Consider the following 16,528-nt stretch of genomic DNA (forward strand, 5'->3'; position numbering starts at 1 on the left):
CTTACTTGCCCTCCTGGGAGGCGTCCGCGAACGACGCCTGGTACGCGGCGAACTCCGCGCGCTCCTCGTCGACCAGCGCGTGGCCGTCTGCGTAGACATGGTCGAACATCGACATGTCGTCCGGGTCGGGCATCGCTCGCACGGCCTCGCGGACGCGCTTGGCCAGCACGTCGCTCTCCTCGTCGAGCGCGGTGAAGAAAGCCTCGTCGGCATGGCCCTGGGCCTCCAGGAACCGGCGCAGCCGCAGGATCGGGTCCTTGGCCTCCCACGCCTGCCGTTCGTCGTCGTGGCGGTAGCGGGTCGGGTCGTCGGAGGTGGTGTGGGCGCCCATCCGGTACGTGAACGCCTCGACCAGGGTCGGGCCCTCGCCGCGCCGTGCGCGCTCCAGCGCGGAGCGGGTCACGGCCAGGCAGGCGAGGACGTCGTTGCCGTCCACCCGGATGCCGGGGAAGCCGAAGCCGCGGGCACGCTGGTAGAGCGGGACGCGGGTCTGGCGCTCGGTGGGCTCCGAGATGGCCCACTGGTTGTTCTGGCAGAAGAACACGACCGGGGCGTTGTAGACCGCCGAGAAGGTGAACGCCTCGGCCACGTCACCCTGGCTGGAGGCGCCGTCGCCGAAGTAGGCGATGACCGCGGAGTCCGCGCCGTCCTTGGCGACACCCATCGCGTAGCCGGTCGCGTGCAGCGTCTGCGAGCCGATCACGATGGTGTACAGGTGGAAGTTGTTGCTGTTCGGGTCCCAGCCACCGTGGTTCACGCCGCGGAACATGCCGAGCAGGTTCGTCGGGTCCACCCCGCGGCACCAGGCGACGCCGTGCTCGCGGTAGGTCGGGAAGACGTAGTCGTCGTCGCGCAGGGCGCGCCCTGAGCCGATCTGCGCGGCCTCCTGGCCGAGCAGCGAGGCCCACAGGCCCAGCTCACCCTGGCGCTGGAGCGCGGTCGCCTCGGAGTCGAAGCGGCGGGTGAGCACCATGTCGCGGTAGAGCCCGCGGAGTTCTTCGGTGCTCAGGTCGACGTCGTAGTCCGGATGCTCGACCCGCTCACCCTCGGGCGTCAGCAGCTGTACGAGCTCGGGCTCGGCCTGCCGGCCGGCCTGCTCGCCGCGCTGCCCGGCCTGCTGCGGCCTGGCGGCGCTCTTCCTGGCCGCGGCGCGCTTGGCCGCGGCCTTGGCCGGGCTCGCGGCGACGCCCTGTTCGGCGCTCGCGGCGGCGCCCTTCTCTGCTACGGCGCTGACGCGCTTACTGCTGCGGCGCGGTTTGCTCGCGGCAGTGCTCTCCACGGTCACGTGCGTGCTCCTCCGTCGGTCCGGCCCCCGGGGTCCGCCGGGTACCAGTGCGGCTCACCTGTACCCGTACCCGGGCACGGGGTGGGTGCACCGTTGGGTATCCGTCGGGAAACAGGCGTGACAGGTGCCCCGGCGTGCGCCCTGTCACAGGCACGTTACCCAGTGGGCCGCATTCCTGCGAAACCCCACTTGACCTGCGATTTTGCTTGGATTTCCAAGTAAATCGGGAAATGCGGGAGCAGCCGCAGGTCAGAGCACTGGTCACGGCCGAGCAGGCCGCCGGAACACGGGCACGGTATCCCGGGCACCCCGGGCACGGGAAGAGCCAATATGTGAGACTTACTTTTGTGCCCGAAGCCCGAAAAATCACTGTATTCCTGCTGGACGACCATGAGATCGTCCGGCGCGGAGTGCACGAATTGCTCTCGATGGAGGACGGCATCGAGATCGTCGGAGAGGCCGGCACGGCCGCTGACGCACTGGTGCGGATTCCCGCGGTACGCCCGGATGTGGCCGTGCTGGATGTCCGCCTCCCGGATGGCAGCGGGGTCGAGGTGTGCCGCGAGGTACGTTCGCAGAACGCGGACATCAAGTGCCTGATGCTCACCTCGTACGCCGACGACGAGGCGCTTTTCGACGCGATCATGGCCGGGGCCTCGGGTTACGTGCTCAAGGCCATCCGCGGCAGCGAACTGGTGGCGGCGGTGCGGGACGTGGCGGCGGGCAAGTCGCTGCTCGATCCGGTGGCCACGGCGCGCGTCCTGGAACGACTGCGGGACGGCGGCAGCCCGCACACGGACGACAAGCTCAGCGGCCTGACCGATCAGGAGCGCAGGATCCTGGATCTGATCGGCGAAGGGCTGACCAACCGGGCGATCGGCGAGCGGCTGCATCTCGCCGAGAAGACGATCAAGAACTATGTCTCGGGACTGCTGGCCAAGCTGGGAATGGAGCGGCGATCGCAGGCCGCAGCGTATGTGGCCCGGATGCAGGCGGAGCGCCACTGAGCACCGAACAGCACGGAAAGGCGCCGTGCGTACGCCCGTCCGGAGTATTCCGAGGAGCGACACGCGCGACACGCTGAGTGATCTATCATTTGTCGGGTGCCGCGCTCATTTGCTACCGCTCCACCCCCGCTCGGTGAACTGCTGCGGCGGTACGAGAATCCCGGCGAGCCCCTCTCCTGCGAGCCCCTCGCCCAAGGACTCCTCAACCGCGGCTACCGGCTCGCCACCACCCGCGGCGCCTACTTCCTGAAGCACCACCTGGACGCACCCACAGCCGACCGGGACACGATCGTGCGCCAGCACCGCGCCACCCAGCGGCTCCAGTCACTGGGGGTCCCCGTCGCCCCACCCGTGCAGGACACCGCGGGCGACACCGTGGCCGTGATCGGCGGACGCTGCTATGCCCTGCACCCCTGGGTGGACGGGCGGCACCGGGTGGGTGCCCAGCTGACCACCGCCGAGTCCCGGCGGCTCGGAGCGCTGCTCGGGCGGGTCCACACGGGGCTCGATCAGGTCATGGAGGCCGATGGGCAGCCCGCGGAGCACGACAGCGCCGACCCCGAGGAGACCTTCGCGCTGATCGGTGAGCTGCTGGAGCTGGCCGGCCGCCACCGCCCTCGCGATTCCTTCGACCTGCTGGCCGAACACCGGCTTCGAGAGCGAAGGTTACTGCTCGAACGGCACGCCGACCGCAGACCACCGCCGGGCACGGCGAGGGGCTGGGTACACGGGGACTTCCATCCGCTGAACGTGCTCTACCGGGGCGGCGAGGCGGCGGCGATCGTGGACTGGGACCGGCTGGGTGTGCAACCGCGGGCCGAGGAGGCGGTACGGGCCGCGGCGATCTTCTTCGTACGGCCTTCGGGGGAGCTGGAGTTGCCGAAGGTACGGGCGTACGCCCGTGCGTACCGGCGTGCGGCAGACGCGGACAGCGCGGAGCTGGCGGCGGCCGTGCACCGGGTGTGGTGGGAGCGGCTCAACGACTTCTGGATACTGCGCTGGCGCTACCAGCTGCACGACCGCAGGGCCGACCCGCAGTTCCCGGCGGTGTCGGCCCTGGCGGTGTGGTGGACGAGGGAGTACGAGGCGGTGTGTGAGGCCTTCGCCGGGTGACGCGGGTGGTTCAACCGCCGGTCCGCCGGCCCCAATCCGCCGCCCGTGCCGTCGGCGTCAGCCCGCGCCCGGGTCGGTACCGGCGTCCGTGCCCGCGTCCGTACCCGTCGACGTACCCGCGTCCGTGCCCGCGTCCGTACCCGTCGACGTGCCCGCGTCCGTGCCCGCGTCCGTACCCGTCGACGTACCCGCGTCCGTGCCCGCGTCCGTACCCGTCGACGTACCGGCGTCCGTGCCCGCGTCCGTACCCGTCGACGTACCGGCGTCCGTGCCCGCGTCCGTACCCGTCGACGTACCCGCGTCCGTGCCCGCGTCCGTACCCGTCGACGTACCCGCGTCCGTGCCCTGGGACTGCTCCGTGGACGGGCTCTGCTTCTGGGGCGGATCCTGGGGCGTCCAATCGCCGCCCTGGTTGCCGCCGTTGTCGGTGCCGGGTTCCTCGGGCTGCTGCTCTTCCTCTTCGGGCACCACCGGTTCGAGGCTCGACTCCTGCGACTTCTCGGGAGTCTCGGTGATGTTCGTCCGCTGCTTCTGATCGTTCGTGGACTGGTCCGGCCGGGTCATCGCGAAGGCCACGCCCGCCGTGATGGCGATCAGCGCGAGCGCGACGAACGCCAGCAACCTGCCGCGCCCGCCGCGGCCGCCGGTGTTGCCGGCGGAGCCCGCGTAGTCGCCGTTGTAGCCGCCGTCGTCGGGGTTGCGCGGCGGGAGGATCGAACCCTGCGGAGTGTCACCGGCGTTGGGGTTCCCCATCACGGTCGTCGCGGACATCCCCATCGCGGGGGTGTAACCGGCGCCCTCGTACATCTCGACCGGTCCGGTGTCCCATGTACCGGTGTGACTGCCCGTCTGCTGGAGCATCTGGAGCCCGTACTGCACCAGACCGCGCATCTCCTCGGCGCTCTGGAAGCGATCGTCCGGGTCCTTGGCGAGCGCCCGCATGGCGAGGCCGTCCAGCTCGGGCGGGGCCACGTCCGAGACCTCGGACGGCGGCACGGGCATGTCCTGGACGTGCTGGTAGACCACGGAGAGCGGGGTCTCACCAGTGAACGGCGGGCGCAGCGCGAGCAGTTCGTAGAGCAGACAGCCGGTGGCGTACAGGTCGGAGCGGTGGTCCACGGCCTTGCCGAGAGCCTGCTCGGGGGAGAGGTACTGCGGGGTGCCCATGACCATGCCGGTCTGGGTCATCGTGGTCGACGCGCCGTGCAGCGCGCGGGCGATGCCGAAGTCCATCACCTTGACCGCGCCGCTCTTGGTGATGATCACATTGGCGGGCTTGATGTCGCGGTGCACGATTCCGTGCTGGTGCGAGTACGCGAGCGCCTCAAGCACTCCGGATACGATGATCAGCGCCTGCTCGGGCGGCGGCGGCGCCGCGTTGACCAGCAGGTCCCTGATGGTGTGGCCCTCGACCAGCTCCATGACGATGTACGGCACGGACTGACCGCCCACGACGTCCTCACCGGAGTCGTACACGGCGACGATGGCATGGTGGTTGAGGCCGGCGACGGACTGCGCCTCACGTGTGAAGCGGGCCTTCGAGACAGGGTCCTCGGCAAGATCGGCACGGAGCAACTTGACGGCGACGGTGCGCCCGAGCCGCACGTCCTCGGCCGAGAACACCTCGGCCATACCGCCTCTGCCGAGACGGCCGGTCAGCCGGTAGCGACCATCGCCGACGAGCCCGCCCACGCCCGCCCAGGAGTCAGCGGCATCCGGGACTCCGCCGCCGCTTGCTTCGGGTTCGGGTGCCATCAGTCCTCGCCGTCGTGTTCGTGTCGCCCCGCGCGTCGCGCGCGCGGCCTTCCTTTGGTGCGTCAGTACCCTGCCCCGTCACGCTACAGGTTCCGGGCGCCGCCCCGGTTCGGGATGGGCCGGGGCATCAGGCCCACCCGGCCCGCCGCGACCAACCCCCCGCTGTGCGGATACGGGATTCGCCAGGCATTCATTCATGGGATTTTGTGAGTTTCCTGTAACACTCGCGCGGGCCCTCCTTCCCGGCGGGGTCGCGGAGCGGGCACCTGGCTTGACGTGTACGGGAAGCGCGGCATGGTCGAGGTCGTGGACTTCGCCGCTCACGGGCCGGCAGGTCCGGTGTGACATCCGCGACACGGACGGGATGAGTACGCGAGCCCCGCGACACCCGTCTCCCGATCAGGCAGTCAGGGGACACGCATCGCGATCCGTACTCCGTTGGCATCATGCCCCGCCGACTGTTGACGGCCGAGCGCCCTTGACCCAGGGCCGCCGTACGCCCTCCCGCAACCGCTCGCCGGGCTCCCGCTCCGGAACTCCCACTCTCACCCACTCAGAACACCCGAGATGCCCTACTTCAGCACACATGTGATGCTTGGTCCGACACATCAGGCACTCAGGGCGACATGGCACGAGAGGGGGCACTCGATGACATCGGCGACAGACCCCCGACTCCGCGCCCTTCGCGGCCTCGGTATCCGACGCGCCACCCACACCCATCGCGCCCTGCGCGCTCCCGCCGTCACCGGCCTCGTGGCCGCAGCAGCCCTCGCCGCCCTGACATCGACCCCACCGGCCGCCGCGCAGACCGCGGACACCGCCGCGCGCGACACCCGCACCGCTCCCCGGGCCCTCCTCGCCTCCCGCCCCTCACCCGCGCCATCACTGGCGGGCCGAGAGGCAGGCGAGGGGCGGCAGCGGCCGGGACGTCACCCCACGCCATCGGCGTCGCCTACGGGTTCCATATCACCATCACCGGCGACCCCTTCGGCACCCTTCGTCCCAGTGGGGCCGCCGTTTTCTCCGTCCATAAAGCGCCTCGCGCCCTTCGCACCCCTCACGCCGAATACATTCGACACATCCACCCCTTCAGCCATGTCGACCCTTTTCGGCCCATCCAACATGCCTGTGACTCCCGTCACTCCATCATCAGCGGCTGTCGGCGACACGGCTCCGCACGCGGGCCCCCCGCCGCAGGAACAGCGCATCCCCTCACTCACGCTCGGCACGGGGTTCACCCTGATGGGGCTGGGTCTCGGCTACATAGGACTGCGCTTGCGGCGACGCTGAACCCCGCCTCCGGAGCAGACGGCCGCACCCCTCCCAGGGACCACCACCCCTCGCAGGTCCTACGCGCCGTATCCCTCTCAGGTCGGTTGCCCGTGACGACATACTCGGTATACATACTGAGTATGTCGATCCGCCACGGGCTGCTGGCCCTCCTCGAAAGAGGCCCTCGCTACGGCTCCCAACTGCGTACGGAGTTCGAGTCACGCACGGGGGCCACCTGGCCACTCAACGTGGGCCAGGTCTACACGACCCTGGGCCGACTGGAACGCGACGGCATGGTCGTACCCGACGGGGAGGACGAGGCGGGGCACTCGCTCTACGCCATCACCGACGTGGGACGGGCCGAGCTCCGGTCCTGGTACGAGCGTCCCGTCGACCGCACCAGCCCGGCCAGGGACGAGTTGTCCATCAAGCTGGCCATGGCGGTCGGCACCTCCACGGTCGACATCCGCGAGGTCATCCAGTCGCAGCGCCGCCACACGGTGAAGGCCATGCAGGACTACACACGCCTCAAGGCGCAGGCGCTGGAGACCGAACCCACCGACCGGGCCGATGTCGCCTGGCTGCTGGTGCTGGAACAGCTCATCTTCCAGACCGAGGCCGAGGCACGCTGGCTCGATCACTGTGAGGCCCGGCTCATCCGGCTCTCCGCGGCGAAGCCGCCCCTGGAGCAGGCGCCCCCACCCGCCCCACCTGCTTCCGCGCCCGTTCCCGTAGCCGCGCGCGCTGCCGGCCGGCTACGACGCCGCAGCTGACCTCGGGCACCGTCCCGACACGGGCCGCGGCTCCGCGCGTCCACCCAGCACGCCCTGTTCAGCAGGTCGCTCAGAGTGTCCGACCCCGCGCGTCCCACGCAGCACGTCACTCGGTGCGCCCCACTTACGACCTCTGCTCAGCACATCCGCTCACTCCCGTACGCCCCTGCGTACGCCCAAGGGGGACCACCCATGTCCAGCCAGTCACAGCAGCAACAGAAGCCACAGCCGCATCCTGTGCTTCAGCTCCGCCAGCTGACCCGCGTCCACGGCAGCGGCGCCACGGAGGTGCACGCGCTGCGCGGTATCGACCTCGATGTCCACCCGGGCGAACTGGTCGCCGTCATGGGTCCGTCCGGCTCGGGCAAGTCCACCCTGCTCACCATCGCCGGCGGTCTGGACACCCCGACCTCCGGCCAGGTGATCGTGGAGAACACGGACATCACCACCGCCCACCGCAAGACCCTGGCAGCTCTGCGCCGCCGCAGCATCGGATATGTCTTCCAGGACTACAACCTCATACCGGCGCTCACCGCCGCCGAGAACATCGCGCTGCCCCGCGAGCTGGACGGCATCTCCGCCCGCAAGGCCCGCACCGAGGCCATCGCCTCACTCGAGGAGATGGACCTGGCCCATCTGGCCGACCGCTTCCCCGACGAAATGTCCGGTGGCCAGCAGCAGCGGGTCGCTATCGCCCGCGCCCTGGTCGGCGATCGCCGGCTGGTCCTCGCGGACGAGCCCACTGGCGCCCTGGACTCCGAGACCGGCGAGTCCGTCCTCGCCCTGCTGCGTACCCGCTGCGACGGGGGCGCGGCGGGCATCCTCGTGACCCACGAGCCGCGCTTCGCCGCCTGGGCGGACCGGGTGGTCTTCCTCCGCGATGGCGCCGTGGTCGACCAGACGGTGCGCAGCGACGCAGACTCCCTGCTGAGCGGGCAGGCGGCCGAACGGTGAACCACTGGTACCACTCCTGGCGTGCGGCGATACGCATCGCCCGGCGCGACGCCCTGCGCTCCAAGGGACGCAGCTTCCTCGTCCTCGCCATGATCGCGCTGCCCATCCTCGGGGTCAGCGCCGCCGATCTCACCCTGCGCAGTGCCGAGCTATCCATCGAGCAGACCCTGGAGCGGTCGATCGGCGCCGCCGACGCCCGGCTCTCCGGCGCAGGTATGGGCGGTGTCGCCCTCTACCAGAGCCCCGACGGCGCCGACTACGTACCGGTCGACAACTACGACGACAAACCCTGGCCGGACGGTCCCACCGACCTGCTGAAGGCCCTTCCCGCGGGTGCCAAGTCCCTGAAGGACTCAAGCGGCTCCGCGAAGCTGCGCACCACGCACGGACTGCTGCACACCGACGTCCGTGAGCTGAAGGCCACCGATCCCATGGCCGCGGGGATGATGACTCTGATCAGCGGCCGGTTCCCGCAAGGGGCCGGAGAAGTCGCCGCGACAACGCACTTCCTTGAGGCGAGTGGGCTGAGTGTCGGCTCCAAGGTCTCGGCGCGCGGACTCGACCGCGAATACACGATCAGCGGCTCGTACGAGCTCCCCGGAGCGCTGGACAGCGACCAGGTCGCCGCCCTGCCCGGAGCGCTGCTCGACCCGCTCGACAAGGCCCTGCTCGCGGACGGCCTTCCCGGGGTCGGCAAGAGCACCAGCTATCTGGTGAGCGTGTCGGGTGGTTTCACGTGGAACATGGTCAAGCAGGCCAACAGCAAGGGCGTGGTGGTCGTCTCGCGCACCGTGCAGCTCAGCCCGCCCGCCCGGTCGGACGTCCCGCTGTACCAGTCGCCCAACTGGGGCGGCCACTTCGAGCAGAGCACCGCGGCCAAGGCCGCTGCTCTGGCCGCGGCCGCCACCGTCGTGGGTCTGGCGATGCTGGAGATCTGCCTGCTGGCCGGTCCCGCGTTCGCGGTGGGTGCCCGGCGCTCGCGCCGCCAGCTGGGACTGGTCGGAGCCAACGGCGGCGACCGCCGCCATATCCGGGCCATCGTCCTCGCGGGCGGTCTGGTGATCGGCGCCGCTGCCGCCGTCGTGGGCACACTGCTGGGAATCGGGCTCACCTTCGCTCTGCGCCCGTTCCTCGAGGAGTACATGGGCGCACGCTTCGGCAGCTTCGGCATCCGGCCGCTGGAACTGCTCGGCATCGCGCTGCTCGCGGTGCTCACCGGTCTGCTCGCCGCGATCGTCCCGGCCGTCACCGCGTCCCGGCAGACCGTGCTCGCCTCGCTGACCGGCCGCCGCGGCGTACGTCGCAGCAGCCGGGTCCTTCCGCTGCTCGGTCTGGGCGCGGTGCTGCTGGGCGGCGCGATCGCCCTGTACGGCTCGCTCTTCAGCGAGCAGTACCTCCTCGTCGCGGGCGGCAGCGCCATCGCCGAACTGGGCGTGGTGGCGATGACGCCGGCTCTGGTCGGGCTGTTCGGCCGGATCGGCCGCTGGCTGCCGCTGTCCCCGCGGCTCGCGCTGCGCGACGCGGTGCGCAACCGGGGCCGTACGGCGCCTGCCGTGGCCGCGGTACTGGCCGCCGTCGCGGGTACGGTCGCCGTCACCACCTTCCAGGTGAGCCGGGATGCGGAGAGCAAGGCCACCTATGTGGCCCAGCTCCCCGCGGGAGCGGTGTCCCTCCTGGTGGACGAGCCAGGCGGGCGGGATGTCGCCCAGGCACGGGAGGCCGTGCAGAAGCACCTGCCGGTCGAGACGCGGGCCGATGTGGACCGGATCACCGTGGGCAAGGAGCAGTGCACCAGGTACTCCGAGAGCCCCGACTGCGGACGCCATGAGATCGTCGTACCGAAGGCGAACGAGTGCCCGCTGTGGGCCGACGCCGGTCCCGGCGTCCCAGACCCCGCCGCGCGGTTCAGCAAGGCCCAGCGCCGGGAGCTCGCCGCGGACTGGCGGTGCAAGGACGACTCCAGCGGTGAGGTGTACATCGGCGACGAGAGGCTGCTGAAGGTCCTCGGCATCGACGACCCGGGAGCCGCCAGGGCCCTCGCCGAGGGCAAGGCCGTCTCGTTCACGAAGCTCAACGTCGACGCCGCCAAGGGCAACACGGTCGGTATCCGGCTGGTCACCAAGACCGAGGACGACAGGGCCTCGGCCGCGGGCACCGTGCCCGTGGGCACGGTCAAGTCCTTCCCCGTCCACCAGGTGCCCGGGAAGCCCAAGTCCTACGGCGTCGCCATGCTCATCCCACCATCGGCGGCCAAGTCGGCCGGGTTGCTGACCGTGCCGTACGGCGCGTACTACACGACCGGGCAGAAGCCGAGCACCGAGCAGCTGCAGAAGCTCGACGCGGCGCTCGACAAGTCGGGCTCGGAGATCGACCTCCATGTCGAGGAGGGCTATGTCGCCGACCAGGACATCACCATGCTGGCGCTGACCATCTTCGCCGGGCTGATCACCATCGGCGCCGCGGGCATCGCCACCGGGCTCGCGCAGGCGGACGCCGAGGCGGATCTGAAGACACTCGCCGCCGTGGGCGCCCCGCCCCGGGTGCGCCGCACTCTCAGCGGCTTCCAGTGCGGTGTGGTCGCGACGATGGGCGTGGTGCTGGGCTCAGCGGCTGGTGTGCTGCCCGCCATCGGTCTGCGGCTGAGCGAGCGCCGCAGTGCGGAGGTGTGGTACCAGAAGGCGCTGGACGAGGGATACGGCCGGATCGACAACCTGCCGTACGTGCCGATCGTCGTGCCCTGGGGCACCCTCACCGCCCTGCTGATCGCGGTCCCCGTCGGCGCGGCGGTCCTGGCCGCCCTGGTCACGCGCTCCGAGGGCGCCATGGCCAGGCGGGAGGCGACATGACCTGCGGAACCTGACCGGCAGAGCCATGTGAATCGGCACCGGTGCCCCCGTAGGAGGGTGGATCACCCTCCTACGGGGGCACACCGTCTGGTGACGCAGTTGTGCGAGAGAATGGCGGCATGGAGATGCCGAGGAATGAACGGTCGCCGGAGACACCGCATGTCCTCATCATGGGGCAGGACGGGATGTCGTTCGGTAGCGGTCAAGCTGACGACGAGTCGCGCGAGGTCCCCGTGACGGAGATGGTCGAACAGCCGGCGAAGGTCATGCGCATCGGCAGCATGATCAAGCAACTACTGGAAGAGGTGCGGGCGGCTCCTCTGGACGAGGCAAGCCGCGTCAGGCTCAAGGAGATCCACCGGGGCTCCGTCAAGGAGCTCGAAGACGGGCTGGCTCCTGAACTGGTCGAGGAGCTGGAGCGTCTGTCCCTGCCGTTCACCGACGACGCCGTGCCGTCGGAAGCGGAACTGCGCATCGCGCAGGCACAGTTGGTCGGCTGGCTGGAGGGGCTCTTCCACGGCATCCAGACGGCGCTGTTCGCCCAGCAGATGGCGGCACGCGCCCAACTGGAACAGATGCGCAGGGCACTTCCGCCCGGCGCTCCGACAGATGACGACGACCCCTCGCACGGCGCGATCCGGTCGGGGCCGTACCTCTGAGTGCTGTGACCGGCTGGGACTCGGTTCTCCCGCGGACACTCCGGCGAACGCACTGATGGCTGGGATCCGCCTCGGGCGGATCCCAGCCATCGGTTTGTTCAGGATGCCTTCGGTACCACCAGCACCACCTTGCCCACGTGGGTGCCCTGCTCCAGGGCGCGGTGCGCCTCGGAAGCCTCGTTCATCGGAAGGTGCTGGTCCACCACGGGGCGTACGACCCCGCCCGCCAGCAGCGGCCAGACATGCTCGCGTACGGCCGCCACGATCGCCGTCTTCTCGTGCGGCGGGCGCCCGCGCAGCGAGGTGGCCATCACAGCGGCGCGCTTGGCCAGCAGCGCACCGATGTTCAACTCGCCCTTCACACCGCCCTGGAGACCGATCACAGCGAGCCGCCCGTTCACGGCCAGCGCCCGCACGTTCCGGTCCAGATACTTGGCGCCGATGATGTCGAGGATGACATCCGCACCGCTGCCTCCGGTCTGGGCCCTGAGCTCCGCCACGAAGTCCTGCTCGCGGTAGTCGATCAGAATGTCCGCGCCCAGCTCGGCACAGCGGCGCAGCTTGTCCTGGCTCCCCGCGGTCACCGCCACCTTCGCGCCCACCGCCTTCGCGAGCTGGATCGCCATGGTGCCGATACCGCTGGCCCCACCGTGCACCAGCAGCGTTTCCCCCGGCCGCAGATGGGCCAGCATGAACACGTTCGACCACACGGTGCAGGCCGCTTCGGGCAGCGCCGCCGCCGTGATCAGGTCCACTCCGTCGGGCAGCGGCAGCAGCTGTCCGACCGGTACGACCACCTTCTCCGCATAGCCACCGCCGGACAGCAGGGCGCACACCTCGTCGCCGACCTTCCATCCGGAGACACCGGGCCCGAGCTCGGCGACACGCCCCGAGCACTCCAGTCCGGGGTACGGGGACGCGCCCGGGGGAGGGTCGTAGAAGCCCTGGCGTTGCAGGAGGTCAGCACGGTTGACGGCACTGGCGGCCACCTCGACGAGGACCTCCCCCTCGCCAGGCTCCGGATCGGGCACCTCCGTCCAGACCAGCGCCTCGGGACCACCCGGTTCGGGAATCGTGATCGCATGCATGATCGCGAGGCTACTCCGGAGCTTTCCGGCGCCTACTCGACGGCGCCCGGCGAACGCAGATCCGCAACCCGGGCGATGGTGATCAGACGGTCCGTCAACTGCAGTGGACTCGCCTTGGGATCGTCGTAGCCGAGCAGCCGGTGCCCGCGCAGCACACTGATCACGAGATCGTCCGTCTCCCGGACGCTCTTGCCCACCTCACCCTTGGTCACCGGCCGCTCGCCGATGTCGAGACCGCTGCCCTGCTGGATCAGGTCCTCCATCACCCTGCCCGCGCTGGGACTCAGCACCGAGAGCCCGAGCAGCCGGCCGGCGGCGCTGGCGCTGGTGATCACCACATCGGCCCCGGACTGGCGCAGCAGCGGCGCGTTCTCCTCCTCACGCACCGTCGCGACGATCCGCGCGCCGCGGTTCAACTGCCGTGCGGTCAGGGCGACCAGCACCGCCGTGTCGTCCCGCTGGGTGGAGATGATGACCTGGCGGGCCTTGTGGATCTCGGCCCGCTGGAGCACATCGCTGCGGGTGGCATCGCCCACGACTCCCGCGAAACCGTCCAGGTTCGCGGCCTCGATAACCTTGGAACTCGGGTCGATGACGACGACCTGCTCCTTCTTCAGACCCGTGACGCACAGGGTGTGGACGGCGGAGCGCCCCTTCGTCCCGAAGCCGATGACGACGGTGTGGTCCCTCAAGGTGCGCCTCCAGCGATTCAGCCGCCACTCGTCCCGGGTCCGCTCGGTGAGGACCTCAAGGGTGGTGCCGACCAGGATGATCAGAAAAAGCACGCGCAGCGGCGTCACCACGAGCACGTTCACCAGCCGCGCGCTGTTGCTGTACGGGACGATGTCGCCGTAACCGGTGGTGGAGAGGGTGACGGTGGCGTAGTAGACGCAGTCGAGGAAGGTGACCTGTTCGTCGGCGTTGTCGTGGTAGCCGCCCCGGTCGAACCAAACGACCAGCACCGTGATCGCCATCACTATCAACGCGAGCAGCAGCCGCTTCCCCACCTGCCGCAATGGGTGTTCGACCACTCTGCGGGGCATCCTGACCCGCGTGGTGACCAGCTGCTCGTCCGCCTGCCGGGCCATCTGGTCCTGGCCGGGAAGTTTCACGTGAAACGCCCATCGATCGTCGGCATCGTCGGCGTCGCGGGCGCGTGGGAAGGCGGCCAGGGAAGCTCCAGCACCTCGACCTCGTCCCCCGCCCGCGCCCCGCCCGGTGGTACGACGACAAGGCCGTGTGCGGCGGCGATCCCCCGCAGCATGGCTGGACCGTTGTAGCGCAGCGGCACGAGCCGTCCGCGCCGCCGCACCACCGGCACCAGGCGGGTGTCCTCCGGATGCCCCTGCACCTCGTGGCCGAGAGACGCGAACGAACGGCTCGGCGTCGCCCCTCCCGACGCTTCCTGCCCCGACATAGCCCGCAGCAGCGGTTCGGCGAGCGTGACCAGCCCGGACAGGGCAGCCAGCGGGTTTCCCGGCAGGCCCACCAGATAGCGCTCCGCGCCGGTGCCCGTCTCCGCCGTCCGCCCGGTCGTGAGGCGTGCGAGCAGCATCGGATGGCCGGGGCGTACGGCCACCCCGTCCACCAGCAGCTCCGCCCGCGCCCTGCGCAGCACGGGGTGCACATGATCCACGGGTCCCGCGGCCGTCCCGCCCGTGGTGACGAGGATGTCGGCCTCCGACTCGGTCACGGTCTGGTACAAGGTGTCGGCGTCGTCACGGACACGGAGCGTGCCGACGGTCTCCGCACCGAGCGCCCGCAGCCAGGGGCCGAGCATCGGCCCCAGGGCATCGCGGATCAGGCCGTCATGCGGCAGGCCGTCGGACAGCAGCTCATCGCCGAGCACGAGTACCTGGACTCGGGGTGGGCGCACGGTCAGCAGCCGGTCGTAACCGGCGGCCGCCGCAAGCCCCAGCACGGCAGGGGTCACCGGCACGCCCTCGGGCAGGATTTCATCACCGGAGCGGCACTCCTGGCCGCGCGGCCTGATGTCCTGACCGTGGGTCACCTGACGGTGGGCGTGCAGATTACCGCCGGCGTCGATGCGGGCGTGCTCGCTGCGAAGCACCGCGGTGGCCCCGTCGGGGATCCGGGCTCCGGTGGCGATTCGTACCGCCTCGCCGTCGGCGAGGGTCCCGGTGGCACCGTGTCCGGCGAGGATGCCGAGGGGCCGGCCTTTGGCGGGATGCCCGACCCGGCTCTTCCAGGGACCGGGCCCGGAGATGGCCCAACCGTCCATGGCGGAGGTGTCGAAGGACGGCAGATCGGTGAGCGCCTCGAGGGGTTCGGCGAGCACCTGGCCCAGGGCTTGGCCAAGGGGAACCTGCCGGGCTCCGAGGCGGGCGCGCCGGCCCGCACGGGCCGCGCGGGAACGTGCCTCATGCCAGGACATCCCTGATTGCCGCGCGCCGGAGGGATTACCGTTTCCGCCGCGGTGCCCCCTCACCAGTGCCAGTGCCTCTTCGGAACCGTCGTCGTCATCCGCGTCACCGGTATCGGCCGCGCGGTGTGCACCGGTCTCATCGGCCGGGTCCGTCGCGTCGGACGGGTCCGTCGCGTCGGACGGGGCGGACGGGTCGGACGGGTCCGTCGCGTCGGACGGGGCGGACGGGGCGTGCTCAACCCGACCGGAAGGTACCGTGCCGGACGGCGCACCCTCGGCGTGGGTACCGGCGGCATCCGCGTCGGAACTCCCGGTCCCGCCGGTCCTACCGGTCACACCAGACTCGTCGACGTCACCGGCATCATGGGCGGCGAGCAGGAGCCCTCCGAACGCACCTGTACCGAACTCACCGGTGTCACCCAGCCTCGCATGGTTCCGCACGGTCATCAGTTACCCGCCTTGCCCTTCTCGCCGGCACCATCAGGACCATCAGCGCCACCCGTTTCGGTGGCCCATCGCTCGGCGAGGGCCGCGGCCTTCCGGGCTGCCGCTGCCACGGCCTCGGCATCAGGACCGGCCGACTTGGCAGCGGCATATCCGACCAGGAATGTGGTGAGCGGCGCGGCGGGGCGGGCCACACCGTGGGCGGCATCCCGCGCGAGGTCGAGCAGGACGCCGGTGTCGACGTCGATTTCGATGCCGAGTTCGGCCTTGACCGCGTTGATCCATTCATCAAGCACGTGCCCATGCTCTCTGATGCGGGCCCTGGCCGCTGCGATGTCCTCCCAGGTGTCGCAGTCGAAGGAGTCCAGGGGCCCAGCGGCCACCCGCTCCAACTCCAGTTCATGGGTGAGCAGCCGCAGCGGCAGCCCGGAGAGATGCCCGTACTCCGTGGCGATGAGGGCGAGTTCGCGGCGCAGCGGCTCGGTCCGATAGGCCGCGACCAGCGGTTGGTCGCGGCCGTCGCCATCGGTGAGCAGCGCCGCTTCCCGCCCACTGCGAGCGAGGGCCTCGACGAGCCGGCGTACGGTCGTGTCTCCGGTGAACGGCAGATCGGCGGCTAGCACGAGCACGGTCTCCGCGCAGGTCTCCCGCACCCCGGCATCCAGCGCGGCGAGCGGGCCGCCGCCCGGCGGGGTCTCCCGTACCCATCGCACCGGCCTGATGGTGGCTCGGCGAGCACCGACGACCACGGTCCGACCGGCACCACGGCACGCGGTGAGCACACGATCGAGCAACGCCCGGCCGCCGATGGTCACCCCGGGTTTGTCCGCGCCGTCCAGCCGGGCGGCGGCGCCCCCGGCGAGCACGATCGCGTCATAGCCGGGCCCCGCGGTATCCGCGGCACCGGCAGTCCCCGCCTCATCGCCAGTCACACCAGCAGTATGGG

Annotated in this window: 12 protein-coding genes; 6 read left to right on the top strand and 6 right to left on the bottom strand. The window is 70.5% G+C overall.

Annotated features, from left to right (window positions below; translation table 11 throughout):
* Position 1 precedes the first annotated feature (1 nt).
* Positions 2–1,285 (bottom strand): pyruvate dehydrogenase (acetyl-transferring) E1 component subunit alpha, encoded by a 1,284-nt coding sequence (gene pdhA / locus V1460_RS00105; protein ID WP_338671377.1) that lies wholly within the window; start codon positions 1,283–1,285, stop codon positions 2–4.
* A 347-nt stretch (positions 1,286–1,632) separates the two neighbouring features.
* Here pdhA and V1460_RS00110 point away from each other — a divergent pair, with 347 nt between their 5' ends.
* Both V1460_RS00110 and V1460_RS00115 read left to right on the top strand, forming a co-directional pair.
* Positions 1,633–2,292, top strand: coding sequence for a response regulator transcription factor (locus tag V1460_RS00110; protein WP_338671378.1), 660 nt, complete (start codon positions 1,633–1,635; stop codon positions 2,290–2,292).
* 96 nt (positions 2,293–2,388) lie between these two features.
* Positions 2,389–3,405 (top strand): phosphotransferase, encoded by a 1,017-nt coding sequence (locus V1460_RS00115; RefSeq protein WP_338671379.1) that lies wholly within the window; start codon positions 2,389–2,391, stop codon positions 3,403–3,405.
* 57 nt (positions 3,406–3,462) lie between these two features.
* Here V1460_RS00115 and V1460_RS00120 read toward each other — a convergent pair whose 3' ends face one another.
* Positions 3,463–5,160 (bottom strand): protein kinase domain-containing protein, encoded by a 1,698-nt coding sequence (locus V1460_RS00120; protein ID WP_338671380.1) that lies wholly within the window; start codon positions 5,158–5,160, stop codon positions 3,463–3,465.
* Positions 5,161–6,572: 1,412 nt separating this feature from the next.
* Here V1460_RS00120 and V1460_RS00125 point away from each other — a divergent pair.
* The 4 genes from V1460_RS00125 (at position 6,573) to V1460_RS00140 (ending at position 11,664) form a co-directional block, all read left to right on the top strand.
* Positions 6,573–7,205 (top strand): PadR family transcriptional regulator, encoded by a 633-nt coding sequence (locus V1460_RS00125; RefSeq protein ID WP_338671381.1) that lies wholly within the window; start codon positions 6,573–6,575, stop codon positions 7,203–7,205.
* Between the two features lie 192 nt (positions 7,206–7,397).
* Entirely contained in the window at positions 7,398–8,159 is a 762-nt protein-coding gene (locus tag V1460_RS00130; RefSeq protein WP_338671382.1) for an ABC transporter ATP-binding protein, read from the top strand.
* Positions 8,156–11,005 (top strand): ABC transporter permease, encoded by a 2,850-nt coding sequence (locus V1460_RS00135; protein WP_338671384.1) that lies wholly within the window; start codon positions 8,156–8,158, stop codon positions 11,003–11,005. Before V1460_RS00130 ends, V1460_RS00135 begins: the two co-directional genes overlap by 4 nt.
* Before the next feature lie 119 nt (positions 11,006–11,124).
* Positions 11,125–11,664, top strand: a complete 540-nt coding sequence (locus V1460_RS00140) for a bacterial proteasome activator family protein (protein ID WP_338671385.1) — start codon at positions 11,125–11,127, stop codon at positions 11,662–11,664.
* A gap of 98 nt (positions 11,665–11,762) precedes the next feature.
* Here the strand turns inward: V1460_RS00140 and V1460_RS00145 are convergent, their stop codons facing one another.
* Genes V1460_RS00145 through V1460_RS00160 form a run of 4 tightly spaced genes read right to left on the bottom strand, consistent with a single transcriptional unit; the run spans position 11,763 to position 16,514 of the window.
* Complete coding sequence (locus V1460_RS00145; RefSeq protein ID WP_338671386.1) at positions 11,763–12,752, bottom strand: NAD(P)H-quinone oxidoreductase; 990 nt, start codon at positions 12,750–12,752, stop codon at positions 11,763–11,765.
* A 32-nt stretch (positions 12,753–12,784) separates the two neighbouring features.
* A complete protein-coding gene (locus V1460_RS00150) occupies positions 12,785–13,840 on the bottom strand; it encodes a potassium channel family protein (protein WP_338677828.1) in 1,056 nt (351 codons plus the stop codon).
* A 20-nt stretch (positions 13,841–13,860) separates the two neighbouring features.
* Entirely contained in the window at positions 13,861–15,585 is a 1,725-nt protein-coding gene (locus V1460_RS00155; protein WP_338671387.1) for a molybdopterin molybdotransferase MoeA, read from the bottom strand.
* Positions 15,585–16,514 carry an NTP transferase domain-containing protein gene (locus V1460_RS00160; protein ID WP_338671388.1) on the bottom strand — a complete coding sequence of 310 codons (930 nt, stop codon included), beginning with the start codon at positions 16,512–16,514 and terminating at the stop codon, positions 15,585–15,587. The genes V1460_RS00155 and V1460_RS00160 overlap by 1 nt, the downstream gene beginning before the upstream one ends.
* Positions 16,515–16,528 lie beyond the last annotated feature (14 nt).

It is taken from the genome of Streptomyces sp. SCSIO 30461 (assembly GCF_037023745.1).
Taxonomy (GTDB): domain Bacteria; phylum Actinomycetota; class Actinomycetes; order Streptomycetales; family Streptomycetaceae; genus Streptomyces.